The organism is Desulfosporosinus youngiae DSM 17734, assembly GCF_000244895.1.
GTDB classification, from domain to species: Bacteria; Bacillota; Desulfitobacteriia; order Desulfitobacteriales; family Desulfitobacteriaceae; genus Desulfosporosinus; species Desulfosporosinus youngiae.
In genome coordinates this window covers 2,472,242-2,493,623 of sequence record NZ_CM001441.1, presented here as the reverse complement: position 1 = coordinate 2,493,623, position 21,382 = coordinate 2,472,242, and the positions used below count along the sequence as shown (strand labels likewise).

Here is a 21,382-nt window from a genome sequence, read left to right as displayed (position 1 = left end):
TAAATTCCAACGTAAAGAATAACCGTAAAAGATCCAGAGAATCTATGGAACCTGCAGATAAACTGATTCAGGTTATAGATGAACAACAGGATGATTCTTGATAATAACCCTTGTTCGATTTTCACCCTTCATCTCTGTGAGATATAATTAGCTTCGGCAAGGGGAAAATAAAATGGTATATTTCCATAGCAAATGCTGAGATTGCAAGAACTATAATCATAAATTTCTTACCACAAGCCTTAGAGGTTTTAAAGCATTATCCCCTGCCAACAATTAACTTATAATTGTTGGTTTTTTATTTTTGTACACGAATTGAATATAGCAGTTGGAGTTATTTCTCTCACTAGTTTTAGGCAATGAAGGACTGGAAAAAACAATCTGTGGCTGAAGGGGGAATTTTTATGACCTTGATGTTTGCCCGCCAACCGATTCTTAACCTTAATCATCAATTGTTTGGGTATGAGTTTCTATGCCGAGAAGAAGGGAAAGGCAACGCTTATAGCTGTGATAATGGTGATGTCGCTACTTCCAATGTGATGGCAGCCAGCTTCTTGTCGATGGGGGTCAGTGAACTATCGAATCAGAAAAAGGCCTTTATCAACTTTACGGAAACCATGCTTTTGCATGGAGTGGCAACCTTGTTTCCCAGGGAACAAATAGTTGTAGAGGTACTGGAAAACGTCGAGCCAAGTATGGACATCATAGCCGCTTGCCAACATCTTAAAGCAGAAGGATATACCATTGCTCTGGACGATTTTGTGTTCAATCTAAAGTATGAACCATTGATTGAATTAGCCGATATTATTAAAGTCGATTTTATGTTAACTAAAACGGATCATGATCGGAGCTATGTTGTCAAGCAATTGCAAAATAAGAGGGTCCGGTTCCTTGCCGAAAAAGTCGAAAGTTATGCCGATTTTCAGAGCGCGGTTAAAGCTGGCTATACACTCTTTCAAGGGTATTATTTTTCCAAACCTGTCATAACCTCTTCGACAAGAATCCCGCCGGCCAAGGTAAACCATCTCAAATTAATTAATTTGCTGGAAAGTAAAGATCCTAAATTTGAAGATATCTCGCGAATTATTGAAAAAGATGTCTCTTTTTCTTATGAAATTTTGCGAATTGCCAATACCGCTTATTATTATCGGGGCCAGAGCATCTCGTCAATTAGGCAGGCGGCGATTCGAATTGGTCTGGATGAACTAAAAAAATGGGCCTTTATAACGGTGCTCCGCAAAATTGGCGGCAACGGCCAGGATACGATTGTGAATCTTTCTGCCCAGCGTGCCAAAACTCTGGAACTTCTCTGCCGGAAGTTAAGCCTGACTGGGCAAGAAATGGAATTTTTTACTTTAGGTATTTTGTCCATGATTGATGTTTTAGCCGGCTGTCCAATGGAGCTCCTTCTGCCGGAATTGCCCGTATCGGATGAGGTGGTACGGGTACTTTCAGGGAACTATGCTGAAGGAAAAATGTCAGCCTGCTACAAATTAGTCTTAGCCTATGAAAAAGGCAAATGGGATACGATTTTTGATTATGCGGATAGGTATGCCATTAACGTTGAGGATGTTGCCGAAGCCTATTTTAAGGCGGTTGTTTGGACAAATAATGTTGAGCTGAATTAGGGGTTTTACTGCCCAACAATTATCTGTCATCACGCAACATCGGGAACTCAGGAAATTATAGACCCTGTCCCAACTGCCCCGGCAAATGCCGGGAGCCATATCACCCAGAGGAGGATGACTATACTTATGAATCTTAAAAGAAGCATTAAACGTGCAAACTTTCTCAATATCCGCTTAAAGATGTTTTTGCTGATAGTACTGCTCATCGTCTTATCAATTACAGCAATAAAAGTGTATGACTATACTATCAGAATACGGGAAATCGAAACAACCGCGCAGGAAGAACGCTTAAATATTGCTGTATTGACAGCCTCAAAATTAGAAACTGAAATAGTCCGAACTGTATCGGCCCTGGAGACAGCGGCAAATAACACGGCTTTTATATCTAGCGACAATGCCACAATAGTGAACGCACTTCTTTCAATCAAAGAACAAAACCAGATCTTTTCAACGGTTTTTCTTTGCGACGCATCTTTGAGCAGGCTTAATGAAAAAGGGGATATTACCTCCCTTGCCAGCAGAGAATATATGCAAGAGGTTAAAAAAATGAAGCAAACGGTCATTTCTCGGGAGATCCTGATCTCCCAATCTACCAATAAGCCATCCATCATGATTGCAACTCCCATCAAAGTTCCTGGTGCGCCAGAGAGATACCTGGGCATCTCTCTCAATGTCGATAAACTGCAAAGTATTATTGACGGCACGAAAAAGAACGACAGTAATTATTCCTTTGCTTTCGATGCTAAAGACGGGCTGGTGTTTGCTCATCCCATCACAGACTATGTAGGCTTACTAAAAATCATTAACCCCGATGAAAAAGACAAATCAAAAATCCCTCCTGAACAGCAAACAATGGCTAAAGAGGCCGTTTCAGGCCACTCAGGCACCCAAATCTATAGCTTTAATGGTCTAAAAACTATTGCTGCCTATACAAATGTTCCAGGGACTTCGTTTGGGGTTGTCAGCTCTCTGAACTATGACCAGGCAATGGAACCTATTAGAAAAGAACGGAATTCGACTCTTATTATCATCTTGATAACTTCATTTCTAAGTGCCATCATCGCCATGGCAACTGCCAAATTTATTGTCGATCCTATCCAAAACATTGCCAGGCAGGCTAATATTATTGCCTCCGGCGATTTTACCGAGGAAAAAAATATTATTGTGAAGGGGCAGGATGAGGTCGCTCAGCTTCAGAAAGCCTTTAAAAATATGGCAATAATGCTTAAATCGACCATGCAGCAAATCGGACAAGCCGCAACCAATATTGCCTCCTCAAGTGAGGTCCTCGAAATTAGTGCCGAGCAGTCTGCTCAAGGCGCAACTCAAATAGCTCAAACGGTCGCCGAAGTTGCCTCAGGAACAATGGCTCAGGCCAAAACTATCGATAATACTGTGGAAATAGTTAAGGAAATCGGCGATGAAATCAACGAGATCGCCAGCAAGGCTTCCGAGGTAGCCTTGCTGGCCAATGAATCAGCCGCAGTAGCAGCCGACGGCGGGAAGTCCATCCACAGCGCGGTGGATTCCATCACCAATATCAACACCATTGTTCAGGATACTGCTCAGGTTATTCGAGGCCTTGGCACTTATTCTGATCAAATCAGCCAGATAATTGAGACTATTTCCGGCATTGCTTCCCAGACTAATCTTCTTGCCCTGAATGCCGCCATCGAAGCTGCACGGGCAGGAGAGCAAGGACGTGGTTTCTCCGTCGTAGCGGATGAAGTCAGGAAACTTGCCGAGCAATCTAAAGAATCTACCAACACTATCGCCCGGATCATCGGAGATGTTCAATCCCAAACAAATTACGCCATTAAAAAAATGGATACGAGTGCCCAAGAGGTTTCCAGCGGACAGGAGGTTGTTTTAGCCGCCGGTGAATCGTTCAAAAGAATCCAAGGCCAGATAGACAATGTCAACCAAGCTGTTCAAGGAATTTCAGCAACCGTCCAGCGACTTTCAGCCTCCAGCAGCCATATGATTGTTTCTATGGAAGAAATACGAGGAATCTCCCGCGAAACTGCCGCCAGCAGTCAGAGTATCTCTGCCGCCACTGAAGAGCAATCGGCCGGCATGCAGGAAATCGCTTCCTCTATTGAATCTTTAGCTCAATTATCCAACCAGCTTGAGGGAAATCTTAAACAGTACCAGTTTTAATTTTCCGCCCCCAACCTCTGGCTAAAAGCTCATTCCAATTCAGAAAAAAAGAATTTCGAGTCCCATGGTCCCGGCAACGGCTCCTTCATTAATCATTAAAGGTTAAATCCTCCTCATATTCTATCACTACATCATGCCCTTTTTCTAATTGATGTCTTGCCTTGCGGTTTGCCACCGTATCAAAAATAATCGAAAAATCATAATCCTCAGGATAAAGTTCGCTTGCAGGAATAAAAAGCTTAATCCGCTTGTGATTGATAAGCTGCTTCTTATCTTTTATCTGCACTCCCAGCTCGCCTTTTTCATTGGTCCTCTTATAAATAATACCCAGGGTTTTTTGGGGGTAAACCCTTACACTGTCGCCTATATTAAAGCTTTCGCTCCGTGAGGGTGACTTTTTCTTGGGAACGTCTTTTTGAATTTTGCTGTTGTAAACAGTGTCTGCATTAGTGTTAACCTCCTCATTAATGTTATCCTCATCAAACAGCATAGCGGGTCTGTCTCCAGACACAGCGCATCTGCTGCCATAGGCTTCCTTTTCTGCTCTCTTCAGCATATGCCCCGGAAATCCTAATCTTTGGGCAATATATAAGGCACAGCTTTCTCCGGCCTCGCCAATTTGCAGCTTGTATAAAGGCTGTAAGTTTTCGCGGTCAAACTCCATTCGGGCATTCATAAGTCCTTTTGTGTTCTTGGCAAAATCCTTTATTTCCGGGTAATGGGTGGTGGCAACAAAAAGACAGCCCCTCTGATTTAATTCAGCTAAAATGGCAATTGCCAGTCCCATTCCCTCGGCAGGATCTGTACCGGAGCCTAATTCATCCAGCAAAACAAGACTTTCCTTTGATACGTGTTTTAGAATAGCTACAATAGTTTTGATATGGGATGAAAATGTGGATAGATTTTCGGAAATACTTTGCCCATCACCGATATCGCAGAAAATACTATTGTGCATACAAAATACGCTGCCAGGGGACACAGGAACATGAAGCCCGCTTTGGGCCATAAGTGACAGTAAGCCAATGGTTTTTAAGGCAACGGTTTTTCCGCCTGTATTTGGCCCGGTAATCACAACACCATTAATAGCGTCGTCACCTAGATCCCCTCTGATTTCAAAATCAAGCGGAACGCATAGGTCCGGCTTCAATAAAGGGTGTCTTCCCTGCTTGATGATGATTTTTCGTTCCGTTGTAATGGACACAGGAACTGCTTTCATCTCTATAGACAGTTTGGCCTTGGCAAATATAAAGTCCAAGGTTTCCATGCAGTCCTTGTTTATTCTCAACTCATTCATATGCTCATCGACAAGTGCGGTAAGGGTATACAAAACTTTTCTAATTTCATTATCTTCAGCAATTTGTAAAATCTCCAGTTCCTCCTGCAGCTTTCTCACGGCTGTAGGCTCCATAAAACAGGTCCCGCCTGTGCTTGAAGTATCAATAACTGTTCCGCTTAACTGATTTTTATAGCCCTTTTTAACCGGCAATACAAACCGGCCATTACGGATAGTGACATATCCATCTGTGAACCATTCCTTCTTACTGCGCAGTATATCATCAAGCTTCATTTTGACAGCAGATTTAGTGTTCTCTATTTTTCTGCGCAGATCACGCAGGACAGGAGAAGCACTATCGTCAACCGCTTCATTTCTGATACAGCGCTCAATTTCCTCAAAAAGCCTATCAAGCGAACTAAACGAATGACCATAAAAACCTATCTCCGCATTGAAGGCTTCAGCCTTTTTAAGATAGTTCTTCATTCTTTTGCAGGAAGAAATAAAACCACAGATACTTGTGAGCTGTTCAGGGGTCAGCATAGAGCCCTTCACAGTCAGATCCAAAATCTTATCAAGCTCTTTCATTGAGGCTAGGGGCGGTGTGCCTATACCCTCTAAAATTTTGCGCGCTTCCGTCGTTTCCTGCATTTTGGATTTGCACTCCCGCTCACTTAAAAATGGCTTTAGTGAGAGCAATTTTTCGGTTGCCTTTTGAGAAAGTGCGTGTTGGGCTAAAGTTTCAAGTATAGTATTAAATTCCAGTGTATTATTGGCGTTCATTAAAAATCCTCCTTATCACAATGAAAATGCCCACAAGAGAGATTACCTTATTTTTAGGATCATTTAATTCCCAAAAATACGCAGAATACTCCTGTGGGCATAACGCTATTGAGAAACGTAAATAGAGTGCAACAGGACATGCCTGTTACACTCTACAAAACTATACGATAATAATCGCCATAGTTTCAATGTCAGCTTTGTTGAGCTTATCGACAAAGGTTGACACTGCTATAACTCAAATGGTTATTGTAGGAAGTAATCTGTAAGGCGTTATCCAAAAGCGCAAACCCTGCGCTTTCAGAAAGGCACACTTAAAAAAGCAGGTTAAGACCCGCGTTTTAGAAAGCAACCTCTCTCAACTGTTTAGTTGAAAATCACCATTACAGACACATTTAACAAAAAAACCATCCTCTCATTTTGGGTATAACCTAGTTTATTACATTTCTATGGCAAATGTCAATTATCGTTGATATCAACGCGGGCAAACTTATTTTGTCTTTAATGGGTTAACTCTTTACGATCCGCCGTTTGGGGTGATTTATCCAGCCAGCCTAATTCAATGGCTAATTCTGCTCCGTTTTTAGCAAGGCTAAGAATTTCAGTAATAAATCTCATCATAGTTAACCCCAAATCTTTGCGGGCCACAGTAGAAATTGCCTCTCCGTAGGATGTGGCAATAAATGCTGTAACCGCTGTTGCCAAATTAAGTACCAAACGATCACTTATACCCGGTGTTGTGGAATCGGTCATTGGTATTTCAGATATTGCTGGACAGGGTACATCTTCTTCAGTCAGAATGCGTCCTAAGGCATCTAATTGTTTCTCCAGAGTATCCCCGGCTTTTAATAAGTATTGTCTGACATTATCAGATTTAACCGCCTGACTATAGCCTACGTAAAAGGTTCTGATCAGTTGTTCGATCTCCATTATCGAATAAATGTGCCCAATTTCCACCGCGGTTAATGGTCTTTGCTCCCCAAACACACTAAAGTAAGAACCCAAGAAATCTTTGTCGTGAACGATCTCCGCCTGTTCCGGCCGGACAATACTTGGATGCCTCTGAAGTATCCCTTTCGCCAATAAGATTTCAGTATATTTTCGATGACGGTCAGCCGCAGTTTTTATCTGGTTGTGAAAAAAGTCCTGGAAATCCCCTCGATAGGCTGAGGTTACGGCAGGAACCAGATGTTGAATTAACATACGCTGCATCATCCTCGTAAAAAGCAAACAAAAGCTTTGCGAAAATAAAGCCGGTGCATTGATGTCTATATCTTGTTCTCCAAATCCTGCAGGAGCCGGATAATCAATTGACTCAAAAAGAATCTTTATGTCTTTCCAGGCAGTTGCTGCCGCATCTAATTCCATCTGCAAGCATTCTTTTATGTCAGGGTCCGTTGCTTCCTTAGCCCATTTAGTCAGAAAACAAGTCGACATATTTGCTGCTATATAATTGTTCCATAAGAAACCTACCTCTGATGACACCGGCGGCAAATCAGCTAAGTTATGATGGATGGGCTGCTGAATGGATGGCTGATTGTCGTTCATGAATGCCCCTCCCTTTTGCTTTATATCAGGACATTCCTATTATTTCTAATTTAAGATAGAAGTATCCTTTTAATTGAATAAGATTTGAAATCTTCAACGGCAAAAACATCGATGTTCCTAATGAGCGGATATAATTTTCAATCCTATAATTCCTATTACTATAAATCCAACAAAAATTAACCTGCTTGGGTCAATCGGTTCTTTGAACAATATTATTCCCAAAATTACAGTACCGACTGTACCAATTCCTGTCCATATTGCATATGCCGTACCTAAGGGAAGATTTCTTAAAGCTAATGATAAAACATAGAAACTTGCTATCATTCCTAAGATGGTGAAAATACTTGGTACAAGCTTTGTAAAACCCTCCGAATACTTTAACCCTACAGCCCAGCCCACTTCAAAAAGTCCCGCTACAAGTAGCAATAACCATTTCATCATTTTCACTCCTCTTATAAAATTAAAAAAAGCCCAAGAGATTTGAATCTCCCAGGCTTTTATCCTTCCGTGAACACAGTTAAAACTGTGCGTTTTATCTCGGACCAGACCAGTTATTATAACTGCGGAACCCTATAAAACTTAAAACATATTTTAGCGACTCTAGCAATATTAACAAAAGACATCAAGATAGTCAATACCGCTTTTGGATCTTATCCTCATCGAAAGAGGGTAGTTAACTCTTGTCCCATGGTCCCCCTGCATATCCTTTATCATAAAAACTGTTTCTCATATCTCTTGAAAAATTCATAATAAGTACGCACGTTTTCCAGATTCGTCCATTTCTTCACATCAACCGGATTCTCATCAAGATCATATATTTTTGCTCCTCGCAAGGCTAGCAGAAACGGCGAATGGGTTGATATTATAAATTGACAGCTCCAAAACCGTGCGGCATCCTCAATAAATTTCATTAATTCCAGCTGACGTTTGGGAGAAAGACGTATATCCCGCCGCTATTCTAATCCTCATCCGGGGAAGATACTTCTTCTTGACTTTAGTCGGCTATCTTTCATGCGCCTTTATATCTCTCCATAGCTCGCTAAGAATCCCCTCCTGATATCCTGCTCGTTCGGCTCTCAGAATTTCCTCTGCCAAGGGCACCAGCTCCGAGGAAACCACCCGGTCAAGCTGTTTTAAACGCTGAGGACTTATAACCTGCTCCGATTGGGCAAGTTGGTAGTCAGCAACGGTGTAATGCCAGGGCTTTGCCTGGCTGGGATAACGCAATAGGAGACGTTCCATCATTAATAGTCCTTCCGGATCAAAGTCACCGGAGTAATAAATCATTGCCCCACTAGCGGCTAATTTATCCAATAAAAGCAAACTAGCCAGTTTAAATTGTCCGTGACTACATAGGAATGGCGGATTTGGGCTTTCCGCAAGCCCTTCATCCTCACTATATCCGCGGAAACGATCCAAAAGAGCCGAAAAGACACCCGAATTCTCGACTACAAAAACGACCTTGGCCGATTCATTGGGAGATCGTGCTCCAGCGTAAGCATTCCCCATGCGGACAACTTCTCTTAAAGGCAGATTTAAGGTGACCTGCTGCCGGTAAGCCTCTGCTAAATAGCTCAGGTCCTTGTTCTCATGATCCACTGCAGCAGCCGTTATCCCTGTGCAGGTGACAAAATTCCACAGGTCATCCCGCAAAAGACCAAAGGAGTAATAGAGCTCCGTCAATTCCTCGGTCCCGGTTAAGGGGAAGGTCAGAGGATCACGTCCACGTACCTCGCTGTCCAAAATCTTCATAGCCTGAATCAGAAGCCGGCCGGTGTCGCTGTTGGCGTCAAACCCGTGAGGGTCTTTGGTGATTCGCCGGGCAAAAATCGGCAAGCGCTCAATTTTGTCAGGGAGCTGCCGGTTCATATCCGATAAAGCCTTGAGGACGTGATCCATTTGAACCCTGAGCAGCTCCGGGTGAGTCTCATAGGCCGTATGAACCGGACGGGTTCCCGATTTCTTAGCGATAATTGCTTGAAGCCAGCGCTGACAGTAGGGTTGTGGGTATCGAGACAACAGATCGCCAAAAAATCCTGCCTTCATCCGCTCTTTGCCGGCTGTTCGTTCGGCATTAGAAATCAAAGATTCTCCTTGAATCTCTTCAAGCAAGCTGACAGGGGAGACACTGCTGAATTTTGTGAATTCTAAGGCCTTAGCAAAGCGTTCCAGAGAGATCGTAATTGACTTTTGGCGGGAAAAATCTGCTCGGAATAATGCAGAAAAAGCCTCTCGTTCCTCATCTTTGGGAGATGTCAGGGTTACAGATCCACCCCAGCGCCCCAAGCTCTGATATTTTTGAGCCATAGCCTTAAAAAGCCTGGCAAATCCCTTGGTCGAGGTAAAATATGCTTTAGCTTTTTCCAGTTCGTCGGACTGCAAAACATCTCTTCCTTTCCTCAAACGTCCAAGCACCTGACTTTCCCATCCCAGCGGTAGCGGATCACGGTCACGAAGGAGGCATTTTTAGGGCGAACCAGTTCTGCTATGGCCAATTTTGAGACTGTATCATAGTCACCCCAGAGGGCCTGAGAATTCATAATGTAGTTAAAGCCCAGCTTCTCCAGCAAATCAAACATATCCCGGATATTATTTTCATCCACTCCGGCAAAGGCTTCATCAAGAGAAATGATGCGCGGCGCATCGGGGCGGGCATCGGAATAGCGAGAGTAGGCCGCTGAAAAGAGCGGAATATACATGGCCATGGCTTTCTCTCCTCCACTGAACTGATAGAAGGCCCGATCCGTCAATTCACGCCAATTCTCCCCTTCTTTCTGGTAAAACAAGCGGAACTCAAACCAGTGGCGATAATCCAGCATCTCCTTAATGATTTGATGGAAGCTTTCTCCGAAGCCTTTTATTTCTAATTGCTGCTTGGCCCGCTCAATTTTGGCCCGGAAATGGTTGGTGATCCGCGACATATCCGTTTCCTTGAGGAGTCGCGGATCAGATTTCAGCAGCTCAACCAGGTCCTGAGTATCAATCTCATCCTCTTGCTCGGCGGTTCGCGGCTTCCAGCGGATACGAAAGCGAAGCCCGCTGGACGTATCCCGCTCGTCCATGAGCCGGTTCATTTCCTCGACCCAGTGTTCGGCACGCTGAATTCGCCCCCGAATAATCCGGCCAACACTATTCATAATAATTTCTTCATACAGTTCCCGGTCCTTCTCATTGAGAAGCTGACGCTGCAAGGTCATATTTTTCCCTAACTGAGCCTGTAAATAATAGGGATTCACCCGCTTGCCATCGTACTCCAGCATCAGCTGCAGGCGTCTGGCCTTCTGACGAAGTTCTTCCCAGAGCTTAAGCCACAACTCGGGACCTTCTTCCCTTTGCCGACTTAACTCATCAAGGGCTTCAAACAAGGTGTTCTGGGTCAAGCGGTATTCCACCAAATTACCCATTTCCTTGGTAAAGGCGTCATTAATCCGTTCACGCAAGGTTTCCCGATCCGGGGAATTGGAGTTCCTGGTATCTTGAGAACGCAGAAATTCTTCGGCACGTTGCCTGAGATCCCCTAAGTGACTTTCGTGCAGGGGGGCACTGCTCAGAGCGGGGACTTTGGCATGGGAATCGGGTTTCAACTCGCCCTCTAAATCATGGTAAAACGAAGTCTGAAGGGTTTCCTCCGCTTGAAACACCTTGGCCCAGCCTTGATGCAGATTTTCCGCCAGCGAACAATCCCGCTCCTGCTCCAGAATCTTCTGAGTGAAGTCCTCCAGATTCTTCGTGAGCATCGTGATTTGTTTGATACAGGTTTCTATTTCGCCGGGAAGATCACTGAGGCGGCGAATAACGATTTGAATGCGCCTACGAATCTCGTCGGCCCCCAGATCCTGCAGGCGCTGTTCTACCCGCCTCAATAAATCTCTCAAGGTCAGGGACTGGTCTTCGAGCTCGTTAATGTCGCCGCGAAGTTCGTCCACAGCCTCGGCAACATCCTGGTGATGAGATAGAACTGCACTCCGTTCCCTGCGCAGGGAATGCAGCTGCTGATGCCGAGATTCCAGGGTATTCAGCTCATCTTTGTAGCTTCCCACAGCCTCCAGAGCCTTTTCATAAGCAAGCTCATCCAAGGGCAGAGTCAAGGTCTTGCTCAGTTCTTTCACTTGAGCCTTGAGATTTCTCCAGGCCTCTAAGGTTTTAAGCAGGGTTTCATTTTTGCGCTGCACATCTTTTTCCAGCAGCGCCGCCTCTTTGCGAACCGTATAGATGATATCCCAGGCCTCCTGGATGGCTGTTTCCCCGGGAAATCCCCGGTATTCTGCTTCCAGGATTTCACTTCTCTGCTTTAAAGTCTGCAGACGACCTTCGAGTTCCTGAACTTGTTGATCAAGTACTTCACGCTCAGCCTCAAGCTGCTTAATTCTCCGCAGGCGCAGCTGCAGGCGAGCTTCCTTTCCTATATATAAGGCGGATTCCTCCTGAGGAGCATGTCCTTGCAGAGCACCAATCCGGTAAGAGCCGGCCGTGGTTAGAGTGGTGCTGCCATTCCCCTCTGCCCGGCCTTCTTCAACCAGGATCGTGCGCAGAAGGTTATCGATGTCCTCCGCCATCACCTGACTGCCCGCTGCAGGGGTTGGATAAAGATAATCCGCCAGGGTATGGGCAAGGATCTGAGGGTCCGGCTTGAGGACACGGTCATGTACCGGGGTGCTTTGCAGCACCTGCTTCTGTTCAGCCGTTTGGGGAGCAAAGAGTTCCGGGAGAATCAGGGCATCGAGAATGCCCATCTCTTTAAGGGCACTCTCCAGTCGTTCTCTAGTCTCCTGAGGAACCTGATCATGGAATTCCACGGCAGCGTAGAAAGGAACAAAGGGAATACCTGCCCCTTGCAGGCTTTGACGAGCCTGATTCGTCAGATCATGCCGTGACGGCTCGGGGTCCTTGCGCTGCCGCCAGCTCTCGATCTCCTGAATTTTCGCCTTCACGTCCCTTTGAAGTTGGTCCTGCTGGTGACGGGCTTGGAGTATCTCCGTACGAATCTTATCCCGAGCCCGATTGGCCGCATTCTGAAGGGGTTCACGCAAACTATTCGTGCTGACGGATTCCGGAAAGGATCGGGCACGCTGGGCCAAGGTCTGGAGCTCGATATCCTCTAACCATAATTCTTGATTCAAGGGCTGCCAGGCAAATAGATTCTCTACCCATTTGGACTGCTCCTCATGGAGGACATCGGCCCACTTCTTTTCCTGATGCTGAGCCTCATCCCAAGCTTTCTTACTCTCACCCAGCATCAGCTCCGCTTCTTGATATTTTTCCCGCCCTGCTGCCTCCTGGCGAAGGGCTTTGCTCACCCTCTCCAACAAACTCTGGTAGTCCCGAGCCTCTTTCTTCCAAAGTGCAAAGGAAAACAGTTGCTCCAAGTTCTTCTCGAATTCATGAGCCGCCACCTCATGGTTCAGAAAGTCGCTCTCCTCTGCCAAACCCTCGAGTTCTTCAAGCTCCTCATGGATCCTGTCTAAAGTCCGCTGCTCCTTAAGTTCCAGCCCACCGATTTGCTCCTTGAGCTTCCCTTCCTGAGAGACATTGCCGGCCAGCTGTTTCTGTTTAGCAACCAGATTTTCCTGGTTGATCCGTTGCTTTTGCTGAAGGTCTGACCTCTCTTTTTCTGCTTTAAAGACATCATGCTCTTCTAAGGCTTCACGTTCCTGACCCAAAACAAGTTGTTCCCGTTTGAGGGACATCTCGTCTTCCTTCCGTTTGCTTAGGGCGCTTTCTGTCTCTTCCCGCTCCAGGTGCAGACGTTTCAAAGTCTGAGCCGCCGCCAGCAGACGCTGATGAGCTTGCAGGAAGCCTTCCGCCTTTTCCCCTCGGACTTTATGATTGTATTGATCGTAGTAGCGAACCAAGCGTTTTAGCGCTTGTTCTTCCTTCTGAAGCTGATCCAGCTGGCTTTTGATCTGATCCATGGTTTCGATGGTGTCGGAAAGGGGCCGTAGCTCATCATCGGATAAGGAGGGCAATGCTGCGTTCAAGATCTCATAGACCACCGTCGGTCGAAAATCTTTCGAGAGTTTGGGGCTGCGCAATTGAATCAGCAGCTTAATGAGATCATCATAATCCTCAACAGCTTTAAACCCGAAGAGGTAACGGTTGACGCGTTCCATGTAGTCTTTCTGAGTCTTGACCACCTCACCGCCGTCAGCCAAACGATGCTCCAGTTCCCGGCGGGTCAAAGGGATTTTTTCTAAAGTCCCGTTTAAGGCCCGTTCTGTTTTAAAGAGTTGGAAATCCCGTCCAATCCGGCGATTATCCCAGAGGATAAATCCCCAAAAGTCCAGAGTGCCTTGGCGTTTGGCTTTTAAACCGATTCCCGTCGTCAGATATTCCTGAGTACCCGGTCGATGATATTCCAGGTAGAGGTATCCCGTCCGTTCATCGAGATCTGAAACATCTTTCTCTCCCAACAGGTAATCTTCCATGCGACGAGCGCGGGAGCCAAAGGGATCCAGCCGATCGGGAGATTTGCGGCCGTCCAGCAAGACGGGGATCAGACTTTGCATGGTGACAGATTTTCCTGAACCATTGGACCCGCGCAAAAGCAATTTGCCATCGGCAAAGTGAAATTCTTCTTCATCGTAATACCAAAAATTGAACAAGCCCGCTCGGTTTAGCTGCCAGCGCATGTATCGTGATCCTCCCTTAAATATCCTTAATTTCTTCGTGCTCTTCGTCCAAGCTCCCGGCTTTGGCTTGCTGTTTGTTCCTGAATTCCGGAGGATAATCTCCTGCTAAGCGGCCCAGAGCCGGTTGCAGGAGGATGACGTTGGCTTCCTCACTGCGCTGGGCAAAGGTCCAATCCAGGAGAAAGTCCAACAGTTCTTCAGCCGTATTTCGAATCAGACCTTCACGGAATTGCTTACTCCAGCCGAACCCGAACCCCTCTTTGCAAAGCTTCACAGTTTGCTCAAACTCAAGGAGAGTTAAGGCAACCCGGCCAAAGGAATCCAAGGAGTGGAGTCCTTCCTGCACTTGCGTCCTCAGGATGGAGCCAAACTGCAAAGCGATATCCGAGATCCCCTTCTGATTGGGGAAGAGAGTCAGGGCAGATTTGGGTTCCGGGGCAACCAGCAGAGCCGTGTTGCGATAGAGTTCCAACTGTAAGCCGGTGTGTTTTTCCAGGTCATCCTGCAGACGGGCACGATAGTTGCGCAAATAGAGAAAATCCCCATCCTCAGCAGTGCTGCGGTACATGGACGGTGAAAGCAAGAGCTGCCGATAAATCCTATAGCGTCGGCGCGCTCCCAGGAGTTCGTCTTCTCCCTCGAAGACCTCAGCCGCCAGAATATCTTCTTTGGATTGAAATTGGAAGAGGTCCTTGGGATAGGAACGCATGAAATAGCGCGCCACCACCGAAACCTCATAGAGAACCTCGTTCGATTCGTTCTGACCAAAGGTGGAGGTTTCTCCATCGACCACAGTCAGGATTCTTAACTCAATCATCAGCTGGAGAACTCGTACTAAAGATTTGCGATGCTCATAGCTGCGCCAATCAAGGGCCAGTTCTCCCGGATAGAGTGCTTGCACTTCAGTACAGAGATCCGAGAGCAGAAACTGCTCATATCCTGTGATACTCTCCAAGTAAGCCAGCACACAGCACAGCAGAGCATAATCTCTGGGTTGTTGGAAAAGCTCAATTCCCATCCACCCTTCGGGCTGGGCCGGGATTTTTTCCAGCTTGGCGAAATGCCGGTGAACGATCAGATGATAGCCCAGTTTATCCAGGACATAATCCTTGAGAGCGTTTTCCCGATCGCGTATGATTTGATAAGTCTCCGGGTCTTGCTCGCGGAGAATCCAAAAGTTCTCTAAAAGGGCGATCAATCCCTCTCTGGCTACCTCGTCAAAACCTTTCTTTTCACTCATCGGGCCGCCTCCGCTTTTTTTTCAAACACTAAAACGTAATCCGGCATTTCCAGCAGCCCATCCTCACAATTCAGTTGGATGGGACGATCACTGATACGTTTCAGGGAAAATAAGCGTCCGGTTTCCGTTTTTCCTTGACGATCCGGACTTGCCATACATTTACTGATCCAAGTAAGCAGGGTTTTACGGATAAAGGTCGTCAGCTCCGGCAGGCTGCGCAGGACAATCCGGTTATCCTGGATGAGATTTTCCAGAAGTTGTTGTTCAATCTCCTTTTCTTTGAGGTAGGCCTCCAAGGCAGCTTTTCTTCGTTCCGACTGATCCACCACGGCATTCGGCCGGCTTTTTTCCTTATAGCTGCGCACTTTGGGCCGAATCTGAAGTTCGGAGGGGGGTTCATCCCAAACTTCCACTTCAAAACTTTCTGTCTGCTTAGGAGAGTCAACCCATAAATGCCGGGTGTGAAAGACCCCAAACACACAGGCTGAGAGTTCGTGAGCCTCTTGAAGGGTCTCCAGAGAAGCAAACCACTTGGAGATATGTAAATAATCCAGACGGCGGTTGCGCAGGTTGTGATGAGTTTCCCCCAGACGTTGGGCAAAGCGGGTCAGACGCCGGATCGTCTCATTCGTGGCATTCTGGAGATAGATCAGATCACTTTCCCGCCCTCCATCGCCCAGAAACCAGGTTCTCAAGCTCTCCCATTCAGTTTGAAAGCGTTCCATCAATTGTTCCTGGGGAGGGCGCACATCCAAGCGTGGAATCGATAGCTCGTACTCCGCAACGCATTGGGTAAGTTTGCGGGAAAACAACTCCGGGATTTCCATAAGCAAGCCTTCGATCCGGAACGAGGTTTTCTGCAAACTGGTCATGAAATTGCGCAGGTACTCTGTTAAGGCCTCTTTATACACCAGAAAAGCCTCAGTCATCATTTGTTCCTCGACTTTTTCACTGTGCAGATGAGCCAAATAATCAGCGGCGTTATCCGTTAGTTTGTGAAAATTCTCGTATAAATCTTGCCAAAGGAGATACATTTCCTCATTGGTCTTATGAAAGATAGCTTCATTTGCTTCCCAGGCTTGGGTAAGGTCCTTGAGGTTGCCAAGCAGACGGTCAAAAATAGTTCGTTCCAAAGAGCCGCCGAACCCTTCTCCTAACTGCTCAAGACTCAAAACCATCCGTTCAATTTCAATGGTGTAGGGTGTCAACTGATAACGAAATTTCCGTTTCTTAAATTCGGCAATACTGGAGACGCGGCCGGTATCTTGACGGGGGATCAGGTTTTTCCAGGCCACGAGCTGATCCAGATCCTGCTGAAATTGCTCCTCTGTAAGCTCCCGGAAATGAGCGTCCTGCTGCAAATGCTGGAAAATCTCTTCAAGAACAATGTAGTGACGCAAGCGCTCGTGCTGTTGATAGACATAACGTAAAATTGAACGGTAGCGCCAGGCGTTCGGCACCGTCAAGTAGGTTGCTTCTTGAATCGGTTTAAAAAGTTGTTCGTTCATCGAAATTACCTCATAGATCAAAATAAGTAATGCTTCTCTTAATTTCGCCGAATTTTGCTGAAACCCTACTTTATTCACAAAAAAATTCACCGTGCCGGGTTTCCTTTCCGTGACAGAGTAGACCGAAACTTTCTTTGTCAAATAATCAATCATGCCATATTACCATTATTCCTTATCAACTAACCTTGTAAACCATTATTCTTTAAATGCCTTTTATGAAAAGAGCTTTTTGCTCAATAACCCGAGTTTAGTCCACGCATGATTTTCCCTGCTGTGTAGTAGGAGCCCGTCAAGAGATTATCGATACAAATCCTGCTATAACTGAAACTATTGTTGAAATGACGCACAAGGTTGCTGATTGGTGTAACGACAATAAAGATGAAGCAGCTACGATCACTGCCGAATGGATTGGTATTCCCGTAGAAGCTGCCAAAGCGTCTAATATCGTTTATACAACAGCCCCTTCTGAGAAATGGGTAGAGGGCGCTCGCAGGTACTTGGCGGGACTGCCGTACCTTTAACCAAAAATTGATATCTACTCAAAATTACGATACAATAGATGTATAAATATTGAGAGCAAGGAGTGAGGAAGATGCCAAATATTCGTCCCATCTCTGATTTGCGCAATAATGCTAACGAGATTTCTGAATTCTGCCATAACGAACGTGAGCCTGTGTTCATAACTAAGAACGGCAAAGGCGATATGGTAGTGATGAGTATAGAAACCTATGAGCGACAGCAGACATTAATTGAACTCTATAGCAAATTGGCTGAAGCTGAGGCTGAGATCTCAAACGGTGCAGAAGGAAAGGACTTCTTTGAAGTGGCAAAAAAGTTGAGGACTTATGTTCATGGAAAAGTATGAACTGAAGATATTTCCTTCAGCCGAGCAAGATCTAAAGGATATTACTGATTATCTAAATGAGCTTTCACCGCAGGCTGCTCTTAAAATCTATGATGAAATTGTCGATAGCATCGCTTCTCTTGAACAAGTGCCAATGCGCTGTCCACTGGCCAAGAATACTGTGCTGCGTGCGAAAGCATATCGTTTGCTGGTAGTACAGAATTATGTAGTGTTCTTTACTGTAAGCAGCAACACAGTGCAAATACGGCGAATACTTTATGGTCGAAGGCAATACGAATTCTTGTTATAAAAATTACCAGTTGTTTAATATGGACTACCAGAACAATAAAAGGAGCGAAGCCTAAGATTTCCTTAGGTTCACTCCTTCTATTTCCTCTAAAACCCCGGATTAATCCGGGGTTTTACTTTCAGTGCGCCACGCATGGCGATTAACTAGGTAGTGAAAGCCATCGCGAGGTGGAATCTGGTCCTCGACGACAAAATCGCTTTAACTGCTGTTCGCCGTCAATTACTGCTTTTCTGAGGAGATTCTCCGGATACTGCGTGTGATGATTACCAGGAGAGTGGCAACGACGATAACCAGAATTCCTTGCAGCAGCCAGGAATTCTTCTCGCTCCATGGCCGGGTATCTTTAAACCGATACTCGGTATTTTCCCCAGCCTGCCCCAGGAAGGCCTTAGGCGTTTTTGCGTAGTCCAGATTACTCTTAAACTTTTGGATATCATAGACCGGAGCTTTGCTTTGGCTGTCGCCCCAGTACAGAATCATCTCTTTCTCCCGCTCAGCCGGGAAAACCAACAGGGGATTGGAACCTTTAAGGTTCATTGACTTGATGTTCAAGGTTGGATTGTCCTGATTATAAATTTTCAGTTTAATATACCGGAACGGGGTATCAAACTTGAGGACGAGCTGCTTGGCGGTCATTTTATCGAGTTGGTATACGAAGAATTCTCCCTGAGTGATCAGGTTCCAATCCTTGTTGTTGTCACTGGCATAGAGCTCAACGGTCCGGTTGAAATTTACCTCATCCGTAATAATTCCCAATTCCCTGGAGGGCAGATGGGGCTGAAGTAAATCGAGGGTATATTCCTGAACCCCGTCCTTACTGCTTTGATTAAGCAAGGTATAGGGGCGTTCTTTTGTTCCTGAGGCAACTTCAAGTTGTTCTTGGGTAGAAAGGCTGACACCGTCAAAATTGAAAGCGCCTTTTCCTTCGTTATAAATTGTTATTCGCAAATAGGATAAATTAGTGGGTGCCAAATTGACTTCCAAGTGTCGGGCCTTTTGTTCATCGCTCAGATCAAATATTGTACTATCTTCGTTCAATGTCAGCCAATCCTGCTGATTTCGGCTGCCTTCAACCTTTACCCTGCGGATAAAGTTTTTGTCGGAACTGAGCACCGTTAATTGTTTGACCCACTGACTAGACGGAATAAGTATTTCAAATTGGAAGTTTCCGTGGGCATCCTTTCCTTGATTGAGGATTTCTGCCCCTTCGACTTTAGCGGTTGCAGTTAAATCCTGTTCAGTGACCATAGCAAAGGGAATCTCTTGATCACCACTGTAAATCCGCAAATCAGGAGAACCAGCCTGGGTCTGTCCGAGAACCTCATCTGTCAGTTCCAAAAGATTATAGAAGGCAACAGAATCATTGACTGTGACCGGGGCGTGATAGCGAAAGTCACTGACCGCAGCCAGGATCTGGCCCGGGGAAAGTACAGACAGAATCAAGGTACCTAGAAAAAGTCTGATCAGGAAATTGCTTAAAGACAGTTTTGATTGGGGTTTATTGGTTTGTAGGGTCTTCATAATCATCTTCTCCCCTAAGCTGATTTTTGTACCGATGATAGAGCCAAGACACTGTCAGCAGGATAATGCCTAAGGCCATGAACGAAAGGATCCGGTACGGAGGAGTGAGACTAGAAAGATCATAAACGAATACCTTGAAGATAACGATACCCAAGAAACTGAGCCCGAACCAACGGATCCCTTCCAGACGGCGCCAGAATCCCAGCGCAACCAGAACTGCGGCATGTAAACCCCAGATAATCGACAGCACCAGATCCTGAGAATGCTGCAAGAGTGCTAACCCTTGATAGTCAAGCATACGCCAGCGATACTCATAATAAGCATTAATCTCCTTAGTAAAGAAAATGATGATCAGCAGATTCAGCGCCAGCGGCAGACCGAAAATTAGGAAGTGATTCCCTTTGGCATCGGCATTGCGGCTTTGCTTATGATAGAGCCAGCTAATAATCGCCAGGGCTAAGATTACAATAAAATAACTAACCGCAGCCTTGTTCATGAAAATCCAAATTTCCTTTCCGGTGATTCTAAAGGGTTGCCTGAACAGGGATATGATGGACAACCCCAAGATTAGAAAACTAGCTAGTGGGACTTTTATGGGATTGATTTTAAGATTCAGATAAAAAATGATTACTGCTTCGACTGCCCAGACCATGGAAACCCAGTATCCATCTAACTGCAACGGCACCGCAAGCGTAATAAAGCCGGCAGCGACCGCCAAGAGTGTCAGACTCAGGTTTCTGGTTCCGGTATAACGTTGATAAATGAACGTGCCCAGCAGAAGATAGATCAGCCCAAGGAAAACCGGCCAAAACCCAATCCAATCCTTTAAATAATTCAATAATAGGCCATATGAAAAAGCGAAATAGATGACGGCATTAAGCACAATCAGGCTAATGTCCATTCTAAGGAAAGTTTCCTTCAGGCGGAGATTCCTTGTAAAGCTGATTCCCAGGTAGATCAGGAAAAACAAGGTCAAGTAGGAAAAAGAAACAGCGTCGTCGAAGCTTCGGATATTCTTCACAGTCGGGCTGTGGCCAAGTACAATGCCAAAGGTAAAATACGTAAATAGAAATGTAAGGTAATTAAATACCGGCCATTTTTTAAAGTAGGCAACCAGCAGCACCCCCGCATCGAGGATGGCGATATAGGTAAACAGAATAAGCTGGTTGTTCTGACCCGTGCTTAACAGGAACGGTGTGGCAAACCCGCCTACAATGCCGAAAATTCCTACGGCCGGAGAATCATAGCGGATTGCCAGTAAGGAAGCGGCCAGGGTGATCAACACCATCAGTACAAAGGCAATGGGCTGTGTAAGCAAATGGTAAAAAGTAAAAGCCGCAAAAATAGAGAAATATAGGATGGCTATCCCGCCACCAGTGAAACCCTGACCATAGGCTTGAAATTTTTTGCGTTGAAAATATTCGCCGGTTCCCAGGAATGCTAAGCCTAAGATGAGGCCAATGACAATGCGTCCCAGCTCCCCAACCAGATGGTTATCGAAGGACCATTTAAGGAAGAAAGCGACCGCCAATAAGATAGCCAGAATCCCCAAGCGATTAAACCAGGTTCCGGCCAGTTTTTCCTCGCTCATCCCCTCCGGGAAAAAGGGTCTTTTCCGGGGTATCGGTTTTGTCTCCGGAGGGCGAGGGCTTCGCGCCGGGATTTGTTGTTTTGAATCACTTGACTGAGAAAACCCGACTTGTTTTTCAAGAAAGGCAACCCGCTCATTTAATTGCAGGAGTTCGGTTTGTAATTTTTTCAATTGCTGTTCCATATCATTCCCCTATCTTTTATAACGGTATAAAATGCTATAGTTGAGTAATTACCCAAAGCCTTTTGCCTAATTTAGTCGATCTAACTTGCTTTAAAAGTCTCTTCACTAATTTAGGTTCTGTTCATGATACTTGTTAAAATTAAAAATTATCACTATTCTCCCGTTCTTAC

General features: G+C 45.5%; 13 protein-coding genes, 2 pseudogenes and 1 riboswitch. Of the genes and pseudogenes, 5 read left to right on the top strand and 10 right to left on the bottom strand.

The features are described 5' to 3' along the window. Positions 1-401: 401 nt before the first annotated feature. Both DESYODRAFT_RS11560 and DESYODRAFT_RS26635 read left to right on the top strand, forming a co-directional pair. Positions 402-1,625 carry an EAL and HDOD domain-containing protein gene (locus DESYODRAFT_RS11560; RefSeq protein ID WP_007783185.1) on the top strand — a complete coding sequence of 408 codons (1,224 nt, stop codon included), beginning with the start codon at positions 402-404 and terminating at the stop codon, positions 1,623-1,625. Positions 1,626-1,751: 126 nt separating this feature from the next. Continuing rightward, entirely contained in the window at positions 1,752-3,785 is a 2,034-nt protein-coding gene (locus DESYODRAFT_RS26635) for a methyl-accepting chemotaxis protein (RefSeq protein ID WP_007783183.1), read from the top strand. An 88-nt stretch (positions 3,786-3,873) separates the two neighbouring features. Here DESYODRAFT_RS26635 and DESYODRAFT_RS11550 read toward each other — a convergent pair whose 3' ends face one another. The 8 genes and pseudogenes from DESYODRAFT_RS11550 to DESYODRAFT_RS11515 all read right to left on the bottom strand — a co-directional run bounded on the left by DESYODRAFT_RS11550 (position 3,874) and on the right by DESYODRAFT_RS11515 (position 16,763). Further along, entirely contained in the window at positions 3,874-5,841 is a 1,968-nt protein-coding gene (locus DESYODRAFT_RS11550) for an endonuclease MutS2 (protein ID WP_007783181.1), read from the bottom strand. Between the two features lie 498 nt (positions 5,842-6,339). Continuing rightward, positions 6,340-7,386, bottom strand: a complete 1,047-nt coding sequence (locus tag DESYODRAFT_RS11545; protein ID WP_007783180.1) for a DUF3231 family protein — start codon at positions 7,384-7,386, stop codon at positions 6,340-6,342. Positions 7,387-7,503: 117 nt separating this feature from the next. After that, positions 7,504-7,824, bottom strand: coding sequence for a quaternary ammonium compound efflux SMR transporter SugE (gene sugE / locus DESYODRAFT_RS11540; RefSeq protein WP_007783179.1), 321 nt, complete (start codon positions 7,822-7,824; stop codon positions 7,504-7,506). Positions 7,825-7,870: 46 nt separating this feature from the next. Then, positions 7,871-7,971: riboswitch (guanidine-I (ykkC/yxkD leader) on the bottom strand. Positions 7,972-8,096: 125 nt separating this feature from the next. Continuing rightward, a pseudogene (locus DESYODRAFT_RS11535) lies at positions 8,097-8,324 on the bottom strand (AAA family ATPase); the annotation flags it as partial. Positions 8,325-8,388: 64 nt separating this feature from the next. After that, entirely contained in the window at positions 8,389-9,789 is a 1,401-nt protein-coding gene (locus tag DESYODRAFT_RS11530; protein WP_157137167.1) for a TIGR02679 family protein, read from the bottom strand. Further along, positions 9,786-14,015 carry a TIGR02680 family protein gene (locus DESYODRAFT_RS11525; protein WP_007783176.1) on the bottom strand — a complete coding sequence of 1,410 codons (4,230 nt, stop codon included), beginning with the start codon at positions 14,013-14,015 and terminating at the stop codon, positions 9,786-9,788. The genes DESYODRAFT_RS11530 and DESYODRAFT_RS11525 overlap by 4 nt, the downstream gene beginning before the upstream one ends. 16 nt (positions 14,016-14,031) lie before the next feature. Continuing rightward, on the bottom strand, positions 14,032-15,255 hold the full coding sequence (locus tag DESYODRAFT_RS11520; RefSeq protein WP_007783175.1) for a TIGR02678 family protein: 1,224 nt from the start codon (positions 15,253-15,255) through the stop codon (positions 14,032-14,034). Continuing rightward, on the bottom strand, positions 15,252-16,763 hold the full coding sequence (locus tag DESYODRAFT_RS11515) for a TIGR02677 family protein (RefSeq protein ID WP_042339642.1): 1,512 nt from the start codon (positions 16,761-16,763) through the stop codon (positions 15,252-15,254). Before DESYODRAFT_RS11515 ends, DESYODRAFT_RS11520 begins: the two co-directional genes overlap by 4 nt. 269 nt (positions 16,764-17,032) lie before the next feature. On the opposite strand from DESYODRAFT_RS11515, the pseudogene DESYODRAFT_RS27320 reads away from it, so the two are divergent. The 3 genes and pseudogenes from DESYODRAFT_RS27320 to DESYODRAFT_RS11505 form a co-directional block, all read left to right on the top strand. Further along, positions 17,033-17,284, top strand: a pseudogene (locus DESYODRAFT_RS27320) (hypothetical protein); the annotation flags it as partial. A gap of 71 nt (positions 17,285-17,355) precedes the next feature. After that, on the top strand, positions 17,356-17,628 hold the full coding sequence (locus DESYODRAFT_RS11510) for a type II toxin-antitoxin system Phd/YefM family antitoxin (protein WP_007783171.1): 273 nt from the start codon (positions 17,356-17,358) through the stop codon (positions 17,626-17,628). Further along, positions 17,615-17,917, top strand: coding sequence for a type II toxin-antitoxin system RelE/ParE family toxin (locus tag DESYODRAFT_RS11505; RefSeq protein ID WP_007783169.1), 303 nt, complete (start codon positions 17,615-17,617; stop codon positions 17,915-17,917). Before DESYODRAFT_RS11510 ends, DESYODRAFT_RS11505 begins: the two co-directional genes overlap by 14 nt. A 219-nt stretch (positions 17,918-18,136) precedes the next feature. Here DESYODRAFT_RS11505 and DESYODRAFT_RS11500 read toward each other — a convergent pair whose 3' ends face one another. Together DESYODRAFT_RS11500 and DESYODRAFT_RS11495 are read right to left on the bottom strand one after the other, a co-directional pair. Beyond that, entirely contained in the window at positions 18,137-19,438 is a 1,302-nt protein-coding gene (locus tag DESYODRAFT_RS11500) for a DUF3999 family protein (RefSeq protein WP_007783168.1), read from the bottom strand. Further along, complete coding sequence (locus DESYODRAFT_RS11495) at positions 19,416-21,212, bottom strand: DUF2339 domain-containing protein (RefSeq protein WP_007783167.1); 1,797 nt, start codon at positions 21,210-21,212, stop codon at positions 19,416-19,418. The genes DESYODRAFT_RS11500 and DESYODRAFT_RS11495 overlap by 23 nt, the downstream gene beginning before the upstream one ends. Between the last annotated feature and the right edge of the window lie 170 nt (positions 21,213-21,382).

Coding starts and splice junctions, on each gene's coding strand:
- DESYODRAFT_RS11560 (WP_007783185.1), top strand. CDS start 402: ATGACCTTGATGTTTGCCCGCCAACCGATTCTTAACCTTAATCATCAA.
- DESYODRAFT_RS26635 (WP_007783183.1), top strand. CDS start 1,752: ATGAATCTTAAAAGAAGCATTAAACGTGCAAACTTTCTCAATATCCGC.
- DESYODRAFT_RS11550 (WP_007783181.1), bottom strand. CDS start 5,841: ATGAACGCCAATAATACACTGGAATTTAATACTATACTTGAAACTTTA.
- DESYODRAFT_RS11545 (WP_007783180.1), bottom strand. CDS start 7,386: ATGAACGACAATCAGCCATCCATTCAGCAGCCCATCCATCATAACTTA.
- sugE (WP_007783179.1), bottom strand. CDS start 7,824: ATGAAATGGTTATTGCTACTTGTAGCGGGACTTTTTGAAGTGGGCTGG.
- DESYODRAFT_RS11525 (WP_007783176.1), bottom strand. CDS start 14,015: ATGCGCTGGCAGCTAAACCGAGCGGGCTTGTTCAATTTTTGGTATTAC.
- DESYODRAFT_RS11520 (WP_007783175.1), bottom strand. CDS start 15,255: ATGAGTGAAAAGAAAGGTTTTGACGAGGTAGCCAGAGAGGGATTGATC.
- DESYODRAFT_RS11515 (WP_042339642.1), bottom strand. CDS start 16,763: ATGAACGAACAACTTTTTAAACCGATTCAAGAAGCAACCTACTTGACG.
- DESYODRAFT_RS11510 (WP_007783171.1), top strand. CDS start 17,356: ATGCCAAATATTCGTCCCATCTCTGATTTGCGCAATAATGCTAACGAG.
- DESYODRAFT_RS11505 (WP_007783169.1), top strand. CDS start 17,615: ATGGAAAAGTATGAACTGAAGATATTTCCTTCAGCCGAGCAAGATCTA.
- DESYODRAFT_RS11500 (WP_007783168.1), bottom strand. CDS start 19,438: ATGAAGACCCTACAAACCAATAAACCCCAATCAAAACTGTCTTTAAGC.
- DESYODRAFT_RS11495 (WP_007783167.1), bottom strand. CDS start 21,212: ATGGAACAGCAATTGAAAAAATTACAAACCGAACTCCTGCAATTAAAT.